Source organism: Streptomyces sp. NA02950 (assembly GCF_013364155.1).
Classification (GTDB): domain Bacteria; phylum Actinomycetota; class Actinomycetes; order Streptomycetales; family Streptomycetaceae; genus Streptomyces.
Genome location: NZ_CP054916.1, coordinates 6,670,456 through 6,686,221, shown reverse-complemented (window position 1 = coordinate 6,686,221; position 15,766 = coordinate 6,670,456). Strand labels below are relative to the sequence as shown.

Here is a 15,766-nt window from a genome sequence, read left to right as displayed (position 1 = left end):
GATGTACATCGTGACCGAGAACACCGCCTTCCCGCCCCCCAACACCCCCGACAACTCGCCGGAGGAGCGGACGGCCGCCGTGCTGCCGTTCCCGCTGGAAAAGACCGCCCCCGCCGACGCCCCGGCACCGACCGTCCCCGCCCCGTCTGCGACGGCGCCGGTGGAGGTCAAGGCCGGTGAGTGGGAGGCCGAACTTCCCGACACCGACGACCCGGAAGCGGAGGGCGTTGCCGAGGGCGCGCCGGTGGACCCGCCGCGTGAGGTCTATCCGCCGTCGGTGACGGAGTGGATGCAGGAGCGGGACAAGGCCCGTCTGCCGGTGCTGCCGGACTGGGTGAAGCTTCCCGACCAGCGCAAGGCCGTGCGTAAGTGGGCGGTCCGCCACTACTCGACGATGGTCGGCTACCACGCCGTACGCCTGCCGGTCGTCTACACCCCGAAGCTGCTGGCCTACTCGCCGCGTGGTGCGTGGCGCTGGTCGACTGCGATCGGCCGGTGGGTGTTCGATGCCGAGGGCAAGGGCCTGCGGCTCGCGGCCGTGGCCGCCGAAGATGCCGGGGAGTACCTGAGGCTCTCTCGGCAGCGTAACGACCGGGTCCGTCTGCGGGGCATCGTCGCCACCGTCGCCGGGTTCGTCGGCCTCGCCGCCGCCCTCACCCTCTACGTCATGGCCCCGTCCTGGCTGCTCCTGCTGTCCGTGGCCACGCTGACCACCGCGCTCGGGTTGGTGGGGGCGCCGGCGGACCGGCCGCTCATCGACCGGGCGAAGGTGACGTTCCGCAAGCGCAGGCTGTCCTCCGACATCGTGGTCCGCGCGCACGATGCGGCGAACCTGACCGGCAAGGACCAGTCGATCGCCTTCCCCCGGCCGATCGGGCGGGACGGCGACGGGTGGCGCGTGGTGGTCGACCTCCCCTACGGCAAGACGTTCGAGGACGCCGTGAAGGCTCACGCCCGGCTCGCGTCCGGTATGGACATCGCTCCCACTCAGCTCTTCCTCGACAAGGACGAGACAAGTGGCCGCCGGGTGTCGTACTGGATCGCCGACCGTGACCCGCTCGCCGTTCCGGCCGGGCGCACGCCGCTGCTCGGGGCGACGAGGGTGGACTTCTGGAAGCCGTTTCCGTGGGGCGTGGATGAGCGGGGCAACCCGGTCATGGCGTCGATGCTGTGGCTGTCGCTGCTGGTCGGCGCTGTCCCCCGGCAGGGCAAGACGTTCTCCGCCCGTGCGATCGCTCTGGCCGCCGCTCTCGACCCGCACGTCCGGCTGATCGTGTTCGACGGCAAGGCGTCCCCGGACTGGCGTGCGTTCACGAAGGTCGCGCACCGCATCGGGTTCGGCATCGTGCCCCGCAACGGCGTCGACCCGGTGGAACACCTGATCAACGCCCTGATGGAGCTGAAAGCGGATGTGGAGGACCGCTACCACCGGCTCTCGGAACTGCCGCTGCACATCTGCCCCGAGGGCAAGCTGACCCCGGAGATCAGCCGGGACAAGAAGCTGAACATGCCGCTCACGCTGGTGGTCGTCGATGAGGTGCAGGAGTACTTGCAGCACCCCGTGCATGGCAAGACCGTCCTTGAGCTGCTGGTCTACCTCGCCCGCGTCGCCCCGGCGGTGGGGGTGTCGGTGATGAACTCCACGCAGAAGCCGGACGACACCGCCTGCCCCAGCGTGCTGCGTGACCAGCACCAGGCCCGGTTCTCCCTGCGGGTCGGCTCCTGGCAGGTGTCGGACGTCGTCCTCGGTGCCGGTTCCTACTCAGAGGGTCTGGACGCGTCGAAGCTGCTGAAGTCCCATAAGGGCGTCGGGTTGTGCAAGGGCATGTCGGATGACTCCGGGATCGTGCGCACCTACCTCGCCGACGGCCGCGACGCCGACACCGTCCTGACCCGCGCCCGCACCCTGCGCGAGGAAGAAGGCACGCTGAGCGGGGACGCGGTCGGCGAGAGCACCAGCACGCGCGGCGCGGACGCGATCCTCACCGACGTGGCCGCCGTCCTGGGACGCCGTGAGGACAAGGTGTGGTCCGAGACCATCGTGGACCGTCTCGCCGAGCTCAACGCGGACGCCTACGGGGAGTGGGCGGAGTTGGAGGGCCGCGCGAAGGCGGACCAGCTCGCCGCCGCGCTCAAGCCCTTCGGCATCAAGACGGATCAGGTGTGGGGCAAGACCGAGACGGGCAAGGGCGCGAACCGGCGTGGCATCGAGCGTCAGCACATCATCGATGCCGTCACGGAGCGCAACAAGAAGCGGGCTGAGAAGTAGCCCCGAAGTGTTGCTAGGTCTAGCAACCCATGTCGCTAGACCTAGCAACCTCGCTAGCGACCGAAACCGCCCCTGGTCAGCCCGCTAGCACCTAGCGGGCGACCTGCGGAAACCCCTCGGAACCCCTCTGGGAGCCCCCTCATGGACCTGACCGTCCTCGCTAGCGCCTGCCTACTCGCTGTCACGTTGTGTTACGGCGTGCGGTGCTGGCTCCAGCCGTTCGGGCCCTGCCGCAAGTGCGACGGCATGGGCCACGCCCTCACCTACGACCGCAAGGGCAAGCCCAAGCGCGGCCGTGACTGCCGCCGCTGCAACGGCCACGGCATCCGCATACGCCTCGGCCGCTGGATCTACAACCGCGCCGCGCGCACCTACCGCTCCGGCACCCGCTGACTTCGGAGGTCCCGTGGACATCACCATCTCGCTCGTGCTGCTCCTCGCCGTCGGCGTCGCGCTGCTGCTGCGCTTCAAGGCCATCGGCGCGGGCGCGGCCGTCGTCGTCGCGCTCTTCGGCTTCTACCTCGCCGACACCGACGCAAGCGACACCGTCAACCAGCTCGTCACCGCCGTCACCGGCGCCCTCAACGACATCGACCGCTAGAAGGGAGACCAGCACCGTGAACGAACCGACGTCACACCACCCGGCCAGGCACGAGACGGCGGCCGTGCAAGTCCACACCCCCACCCCGATCACCCCCGCGTCCGCACGGGCTGTGCCGGTCCTGCCCGTGCAGCCGGGGCACATCCCCGCGGTCGCGTCCATCGTCATGCCGGACGGGCGGGTCATCACCGGCTACGCCCTCAACCCCATGCAGCCCGAACCGGTCGCCGCCAAGCCGCCCGTTTCCCGCGCGGCCGTCAACGTCGCCCTCGGAGGCGTCGGGTTCCTCGCCGTGTGCGGCGGACTGCTGCTGCTCACCACGTTCATCGCCGCGCTCACTGCCCTGGTCACCCAGCTCATCATCCTGGCCGCCGTGATCTTCGGCGGATGGATCGCCGTGCAGGTGTTCACCGCGAGCGGCGGGCGGGGCGGGGCCACGGTCAACATCCGCAAGGCCGTGATCAAGCGCAACCACTTCCACAGCTGAGAGGTCCGTCTTGCACTTCTACCTCACGACCCACAAACGTCACTGGGTGCGCTTAACCCATGTGCCGCTGTTCCTGAAGTCAGAGCACTTCGCGACGGCGGCCAAGCTGGACCAGGCGCGGGGCCCGTACGCGGTGGACTCCGGCGGCTTCTCGGAACTCCAGCGTCACGGCCGCTGGACCCGCACCCCGCGCCAGTACGTCAACGACCTGCGCCGCATCTGGGAATGCGTCGGCCCATTCGACTGGGCCGCGCCACAGGACTGGATGTGCGAGCCCCTCATGATCCAGGGCGGAACCGTCGGCCCTCAGCGCTTCGTCGGCACCCACCTGAGCGTGGCCGAGCACCAGCGGCGCACCGTAGCCAACTATCTGGAACTGCGGGAACTGGCGCCGGAACTGCCGATCATCCCGGTGCTCCAGGGCTGGGAGCTCCCGGACTACGAACGCTGCCTGGCCCTGTACGAGCGGGCCGGGGTCGACCTGACCCGGGAACCCACTGTCGGCCTCGGCTCCGTCTGCCGACGGCAGGCCACCCGCGAAGCCGCCGCCATCGTCACCACCCTCGCCGGATACGGCATACGGCTGCACGGCTTCGGCTTCAAAACCCTCGGCCTGGAGAAGGTCGGCCGCCTGATGGCCTCCGCCGACTCCGCCGCATGGAGCTACCACGCCCGCCGCCGCCCGCCCATGCCCGGCCACACCCACAAGAACTGCGCCAACTGCCTCCCGTACGCCCTGCGCTGGCGCCTGCGCGTCCTAGCCAGCCTGCCCCCGTGGCAACAGCCCCTACTCGCGGCCTAGACACGGCTGGGGCGGCCCCCTCTCACGCCAATGAAGCGGGGCCGCCCCGGTCTTCCAGCACTCAACAGAACTGGAGACAACCAGCATGACCCAACAGACCCCCCTCCGGCGAGTGGCACTCACCCTGGCCGCCGCCGGTCTCCCCGTGCTGCCCCTGCGCGCGGGTAAGGCCCCGTTCGGCAACTGCCCCACTTGCCGCGGCAACGCGTGCGGCGGGCGGCCGAACATGGTGTCCGCCGGGCCGTGCCAGTGCCCGGGCGTCTGCCACGCGTGGGCCGCCGCCACCACCGACCCGCACGTCCTCACCTCCCCACCATGGACGGCCGCATGGCGGCGGGCGGTCTGCGTCGCCTACCACCCCGGCACCGCCGGACTGACCGTCGTGGACCTGGACGACGCCGCGGCCGTCGCATGGGCCCGCGGGACCCTGCCCACCACCCAAACCGTAGAGACGACGCGCGGTGAGCACTGGATCTACCGCGGCGCGATGACCTCGCACAACGCGGTCCGCTCCGGCGTCGACATCAAGTCGTCCATGTCCTACGCCCGCTATCTCGGGCCCGGCACCGGCACCATGACCACCCTGCCGGACGAGGTGCGCGCACTCGCCGTGAAAGAACCCTCCCCGGCCCGGCGCCCGCACATCGTCACCGTGGCCGCGTTGAGCGGTGGCGGGGAGTGCCGACACCGCACGCCCGTCTACCTGGAACGCGGTATCGCCATGGCGGAGCAGCGCATCACGCAGGCCCGCAGCGCGGTGCACGCGACGGTGTACCGCACGTTCCTGGCGGTGCTGTCCGCGCACGGCCGGTGTGGCTGCCTCACCGACACGCACATCGCGCGTCTGTTCAGCGCTGCCCAGGCCAAGGGCGAATCCGCCCGGCACTGCGCGGACGCGTGGGCCAACGCCCGCGCCGCGCTGGGGATGTGAGTCGTGTCCGAGGACGAGAAGACTCCGGCCCGCCAGATCATCACCGACTACGCGCAAGCGCACTTCCGGTACTTCCGCACCATCGACGGCACCGTGTACGCGCAGCGCAACGGTCACCCCGTAGCCCGGCCGATCCGCTCCCAGGGCACGACGGGGAGCCACCGGCAGGAACTCATGGTCGGCCTCTTCAAGGACGGGGTCGGCGTGTTCAACGGCACGGCACTCAAGGAGGCGTTGGACTTGATCGAAGCACTCGCCCTGACCGAGGACGTACAGCCCACCCACATCCGCGTCGCCCCCGGGTTCGACGGGGCGACCTGGCTCGACCTGGGCCGCGACGACGGCAAGTCCGTCCGCATCCACCCCACCGGCTGGGACATCCTCACCCCCGACCCGCAGGAAGTCTGCTGGCGGCGCACCCAGCTCACCGGCGAACTCCCCCTGCCCGACAAGGACACCAACGGCAAGGGCATCGACCTCCTGCTCCGTCTGTGCAACTTCGCCAACGCGGAGACCGAATGCCTGGCCATCGCCTGGCTGATCGGCTGCCTGGAGCCGTCCGTGCCCGTCCCTGCTCCCTTCCTCACCGGGCCGCAGGGGGCGGGCAAGTCCACGGGCGGCCGGATGCTGGTGCGGATCATCGAAGGGATGAGCGGCGACCTCCGCCGGGCACCAAAGGACGAAGAGAACATGATCACGGCCGTCGCCGCCGGATGGGTCACCGCCCTGGACAACCTCTCCCACCTGCCCCCGGACCTGTCCGACCTCATGTGCTGCATCGTGACCGGCGCCGAGAGCATCAAGCGCGCGCTCTTCACCGACGGCGACGTCGTCCGCTCCCGCTACCGGCGCCCCATGCTCCTGACCGGCATCGACGTCGGCGTCATCAGGCCCGACCTCGCCGAACGCCTCCTCCCGCTCCGTCTCGTGCGGCCCCGGGTGCGGCGAACCGAGGCAGAGCTGTGGACCGAGTACGCGGAGATCCTGCCGGTAGTTCTCGGCTCCCTGCTGGACCTGACAGTGAAGGTGCGGGCCGCGCAGGCGGACACCCCCACCGACCTGCGGATGGCCGACTTCGCCCACCTGTGCGCGCAACTCGATGCGGCTACCGGCTTCGGCTCGCTGACCGCGTACCGGGCCAGCCTCGACGACCTCAACGACGACGTCATCGAAGGAGACCTCCTCGCGCAGACGGTCTTGAAGCACGCCGCCGGACTCGACACGGGCGCGGAAGTCCGAATGACGTCATCGGAGTGGCTGCACTGCCTCACCGGCCTCTACAGCGGCGAGGAGTGCCGTCCCCTGCCCAAAGGCTGGCCCACCACCGGCAAGGTCCTCTCCGACCGCCTCAAGCGGCTACAGCCGACCCTCGCCGCACGCGGCGTCCTCATCGACTGGGGCCGCACCAGCGCCGCCCGCTACATCGAGATGACCCGCCCCGCGACACCGCGCCCGCACCAGCAGGAAGAGGCGTTCTGACCCGCGCCACCACGGAGCCACACCGAACAAGCAAGAGGAGCACCCCCGCCCGCGCGGTGCTCCTCTTGCTGTTCCGGCGGCTTGCCCGCCGCCCGAGGACGCGCCGCGAAGCGGCTCCTTCTTCACTTCCTGAGCAGCACCGCACCACCACAGACACCACCCCTCTCTTTTTCCTAAGAGAAGAGACCCTGCGTCACCCACGTCACCAGCCACCCCAACCCGGACCCTGACCAGCGATGACAGCGGTGACGCAGACGGCCAAACCTGTGTCATCCCGCGTCATCCGCGTCACGGGTGACAGAACCCCGCCCCGCCCTGTGACACGCCCCGAGCTGCCCGCGTCACCGCATAACAGCAGGTCATAGCCGCAAATGACGTGCGTGACGCGATGACGCAGAAATCCGCGCTTTGGACAGGCGCAGACCCCCGGAGACCGGACCCCTCGCCCGCGCACTGAGGACACGTCATGAGCACCGCACGTGAACAGCCGGACCCGCGCGCCACGCTCCGCGCCGGGTTGCCGGACCGCTACCTCACCCCCGACGACATCGCCGAGATGTTCGAAGTCCCGAAAGAGACCGTCTACGCCTGGCGGAAGAAGCGCATCGGCCCGCCCGGATTCCGTGTCGGCAAGCACATTCGCTACCACCCCGCCGTCGTCCAGCGCTGGCAGGACGAACGCATGGCCGCAGAAGCAGCCGCCTGACACCAGAGCAAAACCTCCCACACCAGCAGGGGCGGGGCCATCTGGCCCGCCCCTGCCCTGCGCTGTCCAGAGAAGGGACGACCGCCGATGGCAGGCCACATCCAAGACCGTTGGTACAAGACCGAACCCGGCTCCAACGGCAAACCCCACCGCGTCAAGACCGACCGCCACGGCACCGGCATGCGCTACCGCGCCCGCTACATCGGCCCCGACGGCACTGAGAAGAGCAAGTCATTCCCCGACAAGCAAAAGCGACTGGCCGAGAAGTGGCTGACGCACATCGAGGCCGACATGTCGCGCGGGCAGTACATCGACCCGCAGGCCGGACGCATCACCTTCCGCGAGTACGGCGATAAGTGGCTTGCCGCACAGACCACTGACCCGAACACGCGGGTTCCGGTGGGTGTGCAGCTCAGGCTTCACGCCTTCCCGTACCTCGGGTCGCGCCCGCTGGATTCCTTCCAGCCTGGGCACATCCGTGAGTGGCTGGCCGAGCTGGAGCAAGCTCTACCGGCATCGTCCTACCGTCGGGTGATCTTCTCGAACGTCTCGTCTGTCCTGAGCGCTGCCGTAGATGACGCCCTGCTTCTCAAGAATCCATGCAAGGCACGCTCGGTCCGCGCACCCGAGCGCGGGGCGCCGCGTGTACGCCCGTGGCCCGCAGAACGTGTCTTCGCGGTGCGGGCCGCGCTCCCCAATCGCTATCAGGCGATGGTGGACATCGGGGGCGGCTGTGGCCTCAGGCAGGGCGAGATCTTCGGTCTACCCGATGACGAAGTGAACTACGAAGCCGGATGGCTGCACGTCGCCTATCAGCTGAAGGTGGTCAACGGCCACCTGGTCTTTGCGCCGCCGAAGCGCAACAAAGAACGGGACGTGCCGCTGCCGGAGCACGTCGGTCGCGTGCTCAAGGATCACCGGAAGCACTTCCCGCCCGTGGAGGTGACACTCCCCTGGCTGCGGCCGGACGGCCCGCCTGTCACCAAGCGTCTGCTGTTCTCCCTCATAGGCGGCGGCGCGGTCCGCCGGACCGACTTCAACGCCCGGCTATGGAAGCCCGCGCTCGTGGCAGCCGGGGTGATCCCCGAGCCTGAAAAGGGTGAGCGGCACGAGGCTGCCCGCGAGCACGGCATGCACGCGCTGCGGCACTTCTACGCGTCGGTCCTGCTGGATGCTGGGGAGAACATCAAGGCCCTGAGCGGCTACCTTGGCCACGCGGACCCCGGCTTCACGCTCCGGACGTACACGCACCTGATGCCCAGCAGTGAGGGACGGACCCGCAAGGCAGTGGATCGGCTCTATGAGGCGGTCGAATCCGCGCCGGACGGCCCACAGACGGCCCAAGAGGATTGAGACGACTCCGGGCCAGCGTCGTGACGACGCTGGCCCGGATCATCAGTCTAGCGGGGCACCCCCGCTGACCTGCGCTTACAGCACCGGCAGGTTCTTCCGCAGCTCGAACGGGGTCACCTCGGAGCGGTACTCCTCCCACTCCTGCTTCTTGTTGCGGAGGAAGAAGTCGAAGACATGCTCGCCCAGGGTCTCCGCGACCAGTTCGCTGCGCTCCATCAGGGTGATGGCCTCGCCGAGGTTCTGCGGGAGCGGCTCGATGCCCAGGGAGCGGCGCTCGGCGTCGGAGAGGGCCCAGACGTCGTCGTCGGCACCGGCCGGGAGCTCGTAGCCGCCCTCGATGCCCTTCAGGCCCGCGGCGAGCAGAACGGCGTAGGCGAGGTAGGGGTTGGCGCCGGCGTCCAGCGAACGGACCTCGACCCGGGTGGAGCCGGTCTTGCCGGGCTTGTAGAGGGGGACCCGGACCAGCGCGGAGCGGTTGTTGTGGCCCCAGCAGATGTACGAGGGGGCCTCGCCGCCGGCGCCCGCGGTGCGCTGCGAGCCGCCCCAGATGCGCTTGTAGGAGTTGACCCACTGGTTGGTGACCGCGGAGATCTCCGCGGCGTGGCGGAGCAGACCGGCGATGAAGGAGCGGCCCACCTTGGAGAGCTGGAACTCGGCGCCCGACTCGTAGAAGGCGTTCCGGTCGCCCTCGAAGAGGGAGAGATGGGTGTGCATACCGGAGCCGGGGAACTCCGAGAACGGCTTCGGCATGAAGGTGGCCTGGACGCCCTGCTCCAGCGCCACCTGCTTCATGACCAGACGGAACGTCATGATGTTGTCGGCGGTGGAGAGCGCGTCGGCGTAGCGCAGGTCGATCTCCTGCTGGCCGGGGGCGCCCTCGTGGTGGGAGAACTCGACCGAGATGCCCATCGATTCGAGCATGGTGATGGCCTGGCGCCGGAAGTCCATGCCGATGTTCTGCGGGGTGTGGTCGAAGTAGCCGGAGGAGTCGGCGGGCGTCGGGCGGGTGCCGTCCACCGGCTTCTGGTTGAGCAGGAAGAACTCGATCTCGGGGTGGGTGTAGAAGGTGAAGCCGAGGTCGGAGGTCTTGGCGAGGATGCGCTTGAGGACGTAGCGCGGGTCGGCGAAGGACGGGGAGCCGTCCGGCATGAGGATGTCGCAGAACATCCGGGCCGTCCCGGGGGCCTCGGCGCGCCAGGGCAGGATCTGGAAGGTGCCGGGATCCGGCTTGGCAATCATGTCGGACTCGTAGACGCGGGCGAATCCCTCGATCGCGGAGCCATCGAAACCGATGCCCTCGTCGAAGGCGCCTTCGAGTTCGGCGGGTGCGACGGCGACCGACTTCAGAAAGCCGAGCACGTCGGTGAACCACAGCCGCACAAACCGGATGTCGCGCTCTTCGAGCGTCCGGAGCACGAACTCCTGCTGCTTATCCATGGTCCCCTATCCTTGCAGGTCAAGCGGCTCTTTCGGCGGGCGCGGGGCACCTGTCGCGGCCCCAGTATCACGCGGCGGGATTTCCGGGAGGTTTCCTCCGCTCTCCCCGCCCCGCACCACGATGTGTGCATCGTACTTTCCAGCATGCCGTGACGGACCCGACCGTTCCGCGCCCCGGCGGCGCCTTCGGGGAATGCGATACCCCTTGGGGGTAAGGTGTCGACTATCATGATCATCGGACATCGGGAAATCGGGATAGCGGGACATTGGGCGATCGGGTGGAGGCACCGGTGCACGGAGAGCGGAGGGTGACCGTCGGCCGCGCCCGGCCACCGCACCGCGCCGCCCCGTGGCCCCCCGGCCCACGTCCCGGCCCCCCGCTGGTGTCGTTGCGTATAGAGCGGCGCGTCCGCCTCGTCCCCCACGCGGGGCACGGCGGGCGCGCGGCCCTCCCCTGCGCACATCACGACACCAGCATTGGGGTGCTCTCTCATGCACGCACACTCTCGCCGCGCCGTGCTCGGCGCGGGAATCGCCGCCGCGGGAAGCGGTCTGCTCGGCGCCTGTAGCCCCTCCGTGCCGCCCAACACCATGGGCGCGGACATGGACGACAACGGCATGGACACCTCCGCCAAGGGGGGCGACGCCGTCGCGGCGCCCCGGCCGGAGTACGTCTCCCCCGACGGCCCGGAGGTCAGGGCAGCCGATCGGCAGCGGGGCCAGGGGCCGGTCCGGCGGTTCCAACTGCTCGCCACGGCCACCACGCTCGACCTCGGCGCCCGTACGGTGAAGTCCTGGGCGTACGGCGACATGCTGCCGGGCCAGGAGATCCGGGTCACCGCGGGTGACACGCTCGCGCTCACCCTCGCCAACAACCTGCCGCAGCCCACCTCGCTGCACTGGCACGGCATCCGGCTGCGCAATGACATGGACGGCGTCCCGGGCCTCACCCAACGGCCGGTCGGGACCGGCGCGGCGCACGACTACCGCTTCACGGTGCCGGACCCGGGCACCTACTGGATCCATCCGCACGCCGGCGTCCAGCTGGACCGGGGGCTCTACGCACCGCTGATCGTCGAGGACCCGAAGGAGCCGCTGGCCTACGACAAGGAATGGGTCATCGTGCTCGACGACTGGCTGGACGGGGTCGGCGGCAGTACGCCGGACGCGGTACTCAGGGAGCTCAACGGCGGCATGGTCCCGGGCATGGACCACGGCGGGCCGCGCCGCATTCCGGCGCCCGTCGGCTCGGCCGTCTCCCCCGCCCCCGCGAACGCGGCGCGCGCCACGGCCACGGCCACGGCGAAGGGCAAGGCGACGGCGAAGGGAGGGAAGGCCAAGGGGAAGAAGGGCCGGACCAAGGCTCTCCATCCACCGTCCCGCAGGCTGACGCGCGGCCGGAGCGCGCTGCTGGGCGGCATGGCGGGCGATGTCGCCTACCCCTACTACCTGGCCAACGGCCGCACCCCGCACTCCCCGCAGGTGTTCCGCGCCAAGACCGGTGACCGCGTCCGCATCCGCATCATCAACGCGGGCGGTGACACCGCCTTCCGGGTCGCCCTGGGCGGCCACCGGATGACCGTCACCCACACCGACGGCTACCCGGTCGTGCCCGCGAAGACCGACGCCCTGCTGGTGGGCATGGGCGAGCGCTACGACGTGCTGGTCAAGGTCAAGAGCGGGGTCTTCCCGTTCGCCGCCCTCGCGGAGGGCAAGGGACGGTCCACGATGGCCGTGCTGCGCACCGGCGGCAAGGGGGCGCGGAAGTTCCCCCGTCCCAAGGAGCTCGACGGCGAACTGCTGACCGCCGCCCGGCTGAAGGCGGCGGAGCAGGTGCGGCTGAGTCCGCGCGAGCCGGACCGCACGATCCGGATGCGCTTCACGGGATCGCCGCGCGGCTACGACTGGTCGATCAACGGCAAGCGCTACGACCCGGCGCAGCGCTATCCGGTGCGGGAGGGCGAGCGCGTCCGGATGACCTTCATCAACAGCACCCCGATGTGGCATCCGTTCCATCTGCACGGCCACACCTTCGCGCTGCCGGACGGCGGGGCGCGCAAGGACACCGCGATCCTGCTGCCGCACACCAGGGTGAGTGTGGATTTCGACGCGGACAACCCGGGGCTGTGGATGGTCCACTGCCACAACGTCTACCACTCGGAGTCGGGGATGATGACCGTCCTCGGCTATCAGCGCTAGGCCCTGTCCCGGGCCTCCGGTCCGGGCTCCCTGCCCCCCGGTGCCCGCCGGGCGCGGGCCCGGACGGGAAAGCGGGGCCCGGACGTGAGAAGGGAGACAGTGACCGTCCCGGCCATCGCGTCAGACAGACGATTACACTGGGCGCGTGCCTCAACTTCGTCTCGCTCTGAACCAGATCGACTCGACCGTCGGTGATCTCTCCGGCAATACCGAGTCGATCGTCCACTGGACCCGGCACTCCGCCGAGCAGGGCGCCCACCTGGTGGCGTTCCCCGAGATGGCGCTGACCGGCTACCCGGTCGAGGACCTCGCGCTGCGCTCCTCCTTCGTCGAGGCGTCGCGTGCCGCGCTGCACGCGCTCGCCGCCCGGTTGGACGACGAGGGCTTCGGCGAGCTGCCGGTGGTCGTGGGCTATCTCGACCGCGGCGAGCAGGCCACCGAGCGGTACGGTCAGCCCGCCGGTGCCCCGCAGAACGCGGGGGCCGTGCTGCACCGCGGCCGGGTCGTTCTCACCTTCGCCAAGCACCATCTGCCGAACTACGGGGTCTTCGACGAGTTCCGCTACTTCGTCCCGGGTGAGACGCTGCCGGTCGTCCGGGTCCACGGCATCGATGTCGCGCTCGCCATCTGCGAGGACCTGTGGCAGGACGGCGGCCGGGTGCCCGCCGCCCGTACGGCCGGGGCCGGGCTGCTGCTGTCGATCAACGCCTCGCCGTACGAGCGCGAGAAGGACGACACCCGCCTCGACCTGGTGCGCAAGCGGGCCCAGGAGGCGGGCTGCACCACCGCCTACCTCGCGATGATCGGCGGCCAGGACGAGCTGGTCTTCGACGGTGACTCGATCATCGTCGGCCGGGACGGCGAGGTGATCGCGCGCGCTCCGCAGTTCGCCGAGGGCTGTGTGCTGGTCGACCTCGAGCTGCCCGCCGCCGACCCGGACTCGGTCCCGGAGGGGATCGTGGACGACGGGCTGCGCATCGACCACCGCACGCTCTCCGCCGATCCCCTCCCGGCGTACGAGCCGGAGCCGGAGCTGGCGGGCGGCGAGGCCGAGCGGCTCGGCGACGACGAGGAGATCTACACGGCGCTGGTGGTGGGGCTGCGCGCGTATGCCGCGAAGAACGGTTTCCGCAGTGTGCTGATCGGGCTCTCGGGCGGTATCGATTCGGCGCTGGTCGCGGCCATCGCGTGTGACGCGGTCGGCGCGCGGAACGTGTACGGCGTGGCGATGCCGTCCCGCTACTCCTCCGAGCACTCGGTCACCGACGCGACCGAGCTGGCGCGGCGCACGGGGCTGAACTTCCGCACGGTCTCCATCGCCCCGATGTTCGACGCCTATATGGGGTCGCTCCAGCTCACCGGACTGGCCGAGGAGAACCTCCAGTCGCGGCTGCGCGGCACGATGCTGATGGCCATCTCCAACCAGGAGGGCCACATCGTGCTCGCCCCGGGCAACAAGTCCGAGCTGGCCTGCGGCTATTCCACGCTCTACGGCGACTCGGTCGGCGCCTACGGCCCGATCAAGGACGTTTACAAGACGTCCATCTTCCGCCTGGCGAAATGGCGGAATCGCGCGGCGGAAGAGCGGGGCCAGACCCCGCCGATCCCCGAGAACTCGATCAGCAAGCCGCCGAGCGCCGAACTGCGGCCCGGTCAGGTCGACACGGATTCGCTGCCGGACTACGAGGTCCTGGACCGGATCCTGGAGCTGTATGTCGACCGGGACCGGGGCCGGGAGGAGATCGTCGCGGCGGGCTTCGACAACGAGCTGGTCACCCGGGTGCTGCGGCTGGTGGACACCGCGGAGTACAAGCGGCGCCAGTACCCGCCGGGCACGAAGATCTCCGCGAAGGGGTTCGGCAAGGACCGCCGACTGCCGATCACCAACCGCTGGCGCGAGCACGCCTGACGGCACGGCTCCGGCCGCCGCCGTGGCCTGGCCGCGGGGTGCCGCGCCGTCCGCGGGGCCGAGGCGGCCGGGGCGCGCACACGACGTCCGTCGTACGCGTCCGGACAGCCCCCGGTCCCGGCTTGGCCGCGGCGGGTCGAAAGCCGGGGTCAGCCCGGCGACGGCCGGCGTCCGCGCGGACCACACCGCGCGCGAACGGACGCCGGGTGGCCCCGGCGGCCGAGAGGGCGGTCGACGGGTCAGCCGACCTCCGACATCCGCGGCACCGACTCGCTCGTCGCCACCACCCGCGAGGGCTCCTCCGCGGTGCGGTCGAGCAGCCCCGCGGTGATCGCGATGGCCAGGCCGACCAGGGCGAGGGCCGCGCCGACCAGGGTGGGGGAGGTCCAGCCCCAGCCCGCCGCGATGGCCGCGCCGCCCAGCCAGGCGCCGCCCGCGTTGGCGAGGTTGAAGGCGGAGTGGTTGGAGGCGGAGGCCAGCGTGGGAGCCGAGCGCGCCTTGTCCATGACCAGCATCTGGAGCGGGGTGGTGGTCATGAAGCCGACCGCGCCCAGCACCACCACCGTGGCCATCGCCGCCCACTTGATGTGCACCGTGACGTCGAACACCACCAGCACCGCGGCCAGCGCCGCCAGCGAGCCGTACAGGGTGGGCCGCAGCGCGCGGTCGGTGAGCGGTCCGGCGGCCAGGGCGCCCAGGGTCATGCCGATACCGAAGAGGGCGAGGACAACCGTGACGGAGGACTCGGCGAAGCCGGTGACCTCGGTCATCATCGAGGCGAGATAGCTGTAGACGGCGAACACCCCGGCGAAGCCGAAGACGGCGGTGAGCAGGCCGAGCAGCACCTGGCGGTCGCGGAGCGCGCCCAGCTCCTGGCGGAGGCCGCCGTGCTGGTCCAACGGGACCTGGGGGACGAGCCGGGCGATGGCGGCCATGGCCAGGACCCCGATCCCGGCGACGACCAGGAAGGTCGCTCGCCAGCCCAGGTGCTGGCCGAGCAGGGTGGCCACCGGGACCCCGATGATGTTGGCGATGGTCAGGCCCAGGAACATGGTGGCGACCGCGCGGGCCCGGCGTTCCTCGGCGACCAGGCGGGCGGCGACCACGGCGCCGACGCCGAAGAAGGCGCCGTGCGGCAGCCCCGCGAGGACGCGCCCCGCGACGAGCAGCCCGAAGCCGGGGGCGAGCGCGGAGGCGAGGTTGCCGACGGTGAAGAGCGCCATGAGCAGCACGAGCATCCGCTTGCGCGGCACGCGGGAGCCGAGGGCGGTCAGCAGTGGAGCGCCCACCACGACGCCGATGGCGTACGCGGAGACGAGGTATCCGGCGGTGGGCACGGAGGTGCCCAGATCGTCCGCGACATTGGGCAACAGGCCCATCATCACGAACTCGGTGGTACCGATGCCGAAGGCGCTCACAGCAAGCGCGAGCAGAGCCAGGGGCATGAGAGACCTTTCACAACGACGGAGAGACGTCAGGGGAGAGACGTCAACGTGGAGACGTCAGGACGATTATGTTCCCCACTTGAACAAATTCTCTCACGCCATGTGTTCCCCCGATGCGTCACCGAAGTGAACAGCGAAGGTCAGAAGA

Annotated in this window: 13 protein-coding genes; 11 read left to right on the top strand and 2 right to left on the bottom strand. The window is 70.1% G+C overall.

Annotated features, from left to right (window positions below; translation table 11 throughout):
- Positions 1–10 precede the first annotated feature (10 nt).
- The 9 genes from HUT19_RS29350 to HUT19_RS29310 all read left to right on the top strand — a co-directional run bounded on the left by HUT19_RS29350 (position 11) and on the right by HUT19_RS29310 (position 8,628).
- Complete coding sequence (locus tag HUT19_RS29350; protein WP_176183325.1) at positions 11–2,269, top strand: cell division protein FtsK; 2,259 nt, start codon at positions 11–13, stop codon at positions 2,267–2,269.
- A gap of 141 nt (positions 2,270–2,410) precedes the next feature.
- Positions 2,411–2,662 carry a hypothetical protein gene (locus tag HUT19_RS29345; protein WP_176183324.1) on the top strand — a complete coding sequence of 84 codons (252 nt, stop codon included), beginning with the start codon at positions 2,411–2,413 and terminating at the stop codon, positions 2,660–2,662.
- 13 nt (positions 2,663–2,675) lie between these two features.
- Positions 2,676–2,870, top strand: a complete 195-nt coding sequence (locus tag HUT19_RS29340; protein ID WP_176183323.1) for a hypothetical protein — start codon at positions 2,676–2,678, stop codon at positions 2,868–2,870.
- Between the two features lie 16 nt (positions 2,871–2,886).
- Positions 2,887–3,357 carry a hypothetical protein gene (locus HUT19_RS29335; protein ID WP_176183322.1) on the top strand — a complete coding sequence of 157 codons (471 nt, stop codon included), beginning with the start codon at positions 2,887–2,889 and terminating at the stop codon, positions 3,355–3,357.
- Between the two features lie 46 nt (positions 3,358–3,403).
- Positions 3,404–4,159 (top strand): hypothetical protein, encoded by a 756-nt coding sequence (locus HUT19_RS29330; protein ID WP_254885857.1) that lies wholly within the window; start codon positions 3,404–3,406, stop codon positions 4,157–4,159.
- Positions 4,160–4,244: 85 nt separating this feature from the next.
- Positions 4,245–5,090, top strand: coding sequence for a bifunctional DNA primase/polymerase (locus HUT19_RS29325; RefSeq protein WP_176183320.1), 846 nt, complete (start codon positions 4,245–4,247; stop codon positions 5,088–5,090).
- Between the two features lie 3 nt (positions 5,091–5,093).
- Positions 5,094–6,569, top strand: coding sequence for an ATP-binding protein (locus HUT19_RS29320; RefSeq protein ID WP_176183319.1), 1,476 nt, complete (start codon positions 5,094–5,096; stop codon positions 6,567–6,569).
- Between the two features lie 466 nt (positions 6,570–7,035).
- Positions 7,036–7,275: a helix-turn-helix domain-containing protein gene (locus HUT19_RS29315; RefSeq protein WP_176183318.1), complete on the top strand. Its 240-nt coding sequence runs from the start codon at positions 7,036–7,038 to the stop codon at positions 7,273–7,275.
- Between the two features lie 87 nt (positions 7,276–7,362).
- Complete coding sequence (locus HUT19_RS29310; RefSeq protein ID WP_176183317.1) at positions 7,363–8,628, top strand: site-specific integrase; 1,266 nt, start codon at positions 7,363–7,365, stop codon at positions 8,626–8,628.
- Between the two features lie 75 nt (positions 8,629–8,703).
- Here the strand turns inward: HUT19_RS29310 and glnA are convergent, their stop codons facing one another.
- Entirely contained in the window at positions 8,704–10,065 is a 1,362-nt protein-coding gene (gene glnA, locus HUT19_RS29305; RefSeq protein WP_176183316.1) for a type I glutamate--ammonia ligase, read from the bottom strand.
- Between the two features lie 492 nt (positions 10,066–10,557).
- On the opposite strand from glnA, the gene HUT19_RS29300 reads away from it, so the two are divergent.
- Both HUT19_RS29300 and HUT19_RS29295 read left to right on the top strand, forming a co-directional pair.
- Entirely contained in the window at positions 10,558–12,264 is a 1,707-nt protein-coding gene (locus HUT19_RS29300) for a multicopper oxidase family protein (protein WP_176183315.1), read from the top strand.
- A 145-nt stretch (positions 12,265–12,409) separates the two neighbouring features.
- Positions 12,410–14,173 (top strand): NAD+ synthase, encoded by a 1,764-nt coding sequence (locus tag HUT19_RS29295; protein ID WP_176183314.1) that lies wholly within the window; start codon positions 12,410–12,412, stop codon positions 14,171–14,173.
- Positions 14,174–14,412: 239 nt separating this feature from the next.
- On the opposite strand, the gene HUT19_RS29290 is transcribed toward HUT19_RS29295, so the two are convergent.
- Complete coding sequence (locus tag HUT19_RS29290; protein WP_176183313.1) at positions 14,413–15,618, bottom strand: MFS transporter; 1,206 nt, start codon at positions 15,616–15,618, stop codon at positions 14,413–14,415.
- Between the last annotated feature and the right edge of the window lie 148 nt (positions 15,619–15,766).

Coding starts and splice junctions, on each gene's coding strand:
- HUT19_RS29290 (WP_176183313.1), bottom strand. CDS start 15,618: ATGCCCCTGGCTCTGCTCGCGCTTGCTGTGAGCGCCTTCGGCATCGGT.
- HUT19_RS29310 (WP_176183317.1), top strand. CDS start 7,363: ATGGCAGGCCACATCCAAGACCGTTGGTACAAGACCGAACCCGGCTCC.
- glnA (WP_176183316.1), bottom strand. CDS start 10,065: ATGGATAAGCAGCAGGAGTTCGTGCTCCGGACGCTCGAAGAGCGCGAC.
- HUT19_RS29315 (WP_176183318.1), top strand. CDS start 7,036: ATGAGCACCGCACGTGAACAGCCGGACCCGCGCGCCACGCTCCGCGCC.
- HUT19_RS29345 (WP_176183324.1), top strand. CDS start 2,411: ATGGACCTGACCGTCCTCGCTAGCGCCTGCCTACTCGCTGTCACGTTG.
- HUT19_RS29300 (WP_176183315.1), top strand. CDS start 10,558: ATGCACGCACACTCTCGCCGCGCCGTGCTCGGCGCGGGAATCGCCGCC.
- HUT19_RS29325 (WP_176183320.1), top strand. CDS start 4,245: ATGACCCAACAGACCCCCCTCCGGCGAGTGGCACTCACCCTGGCCGCC.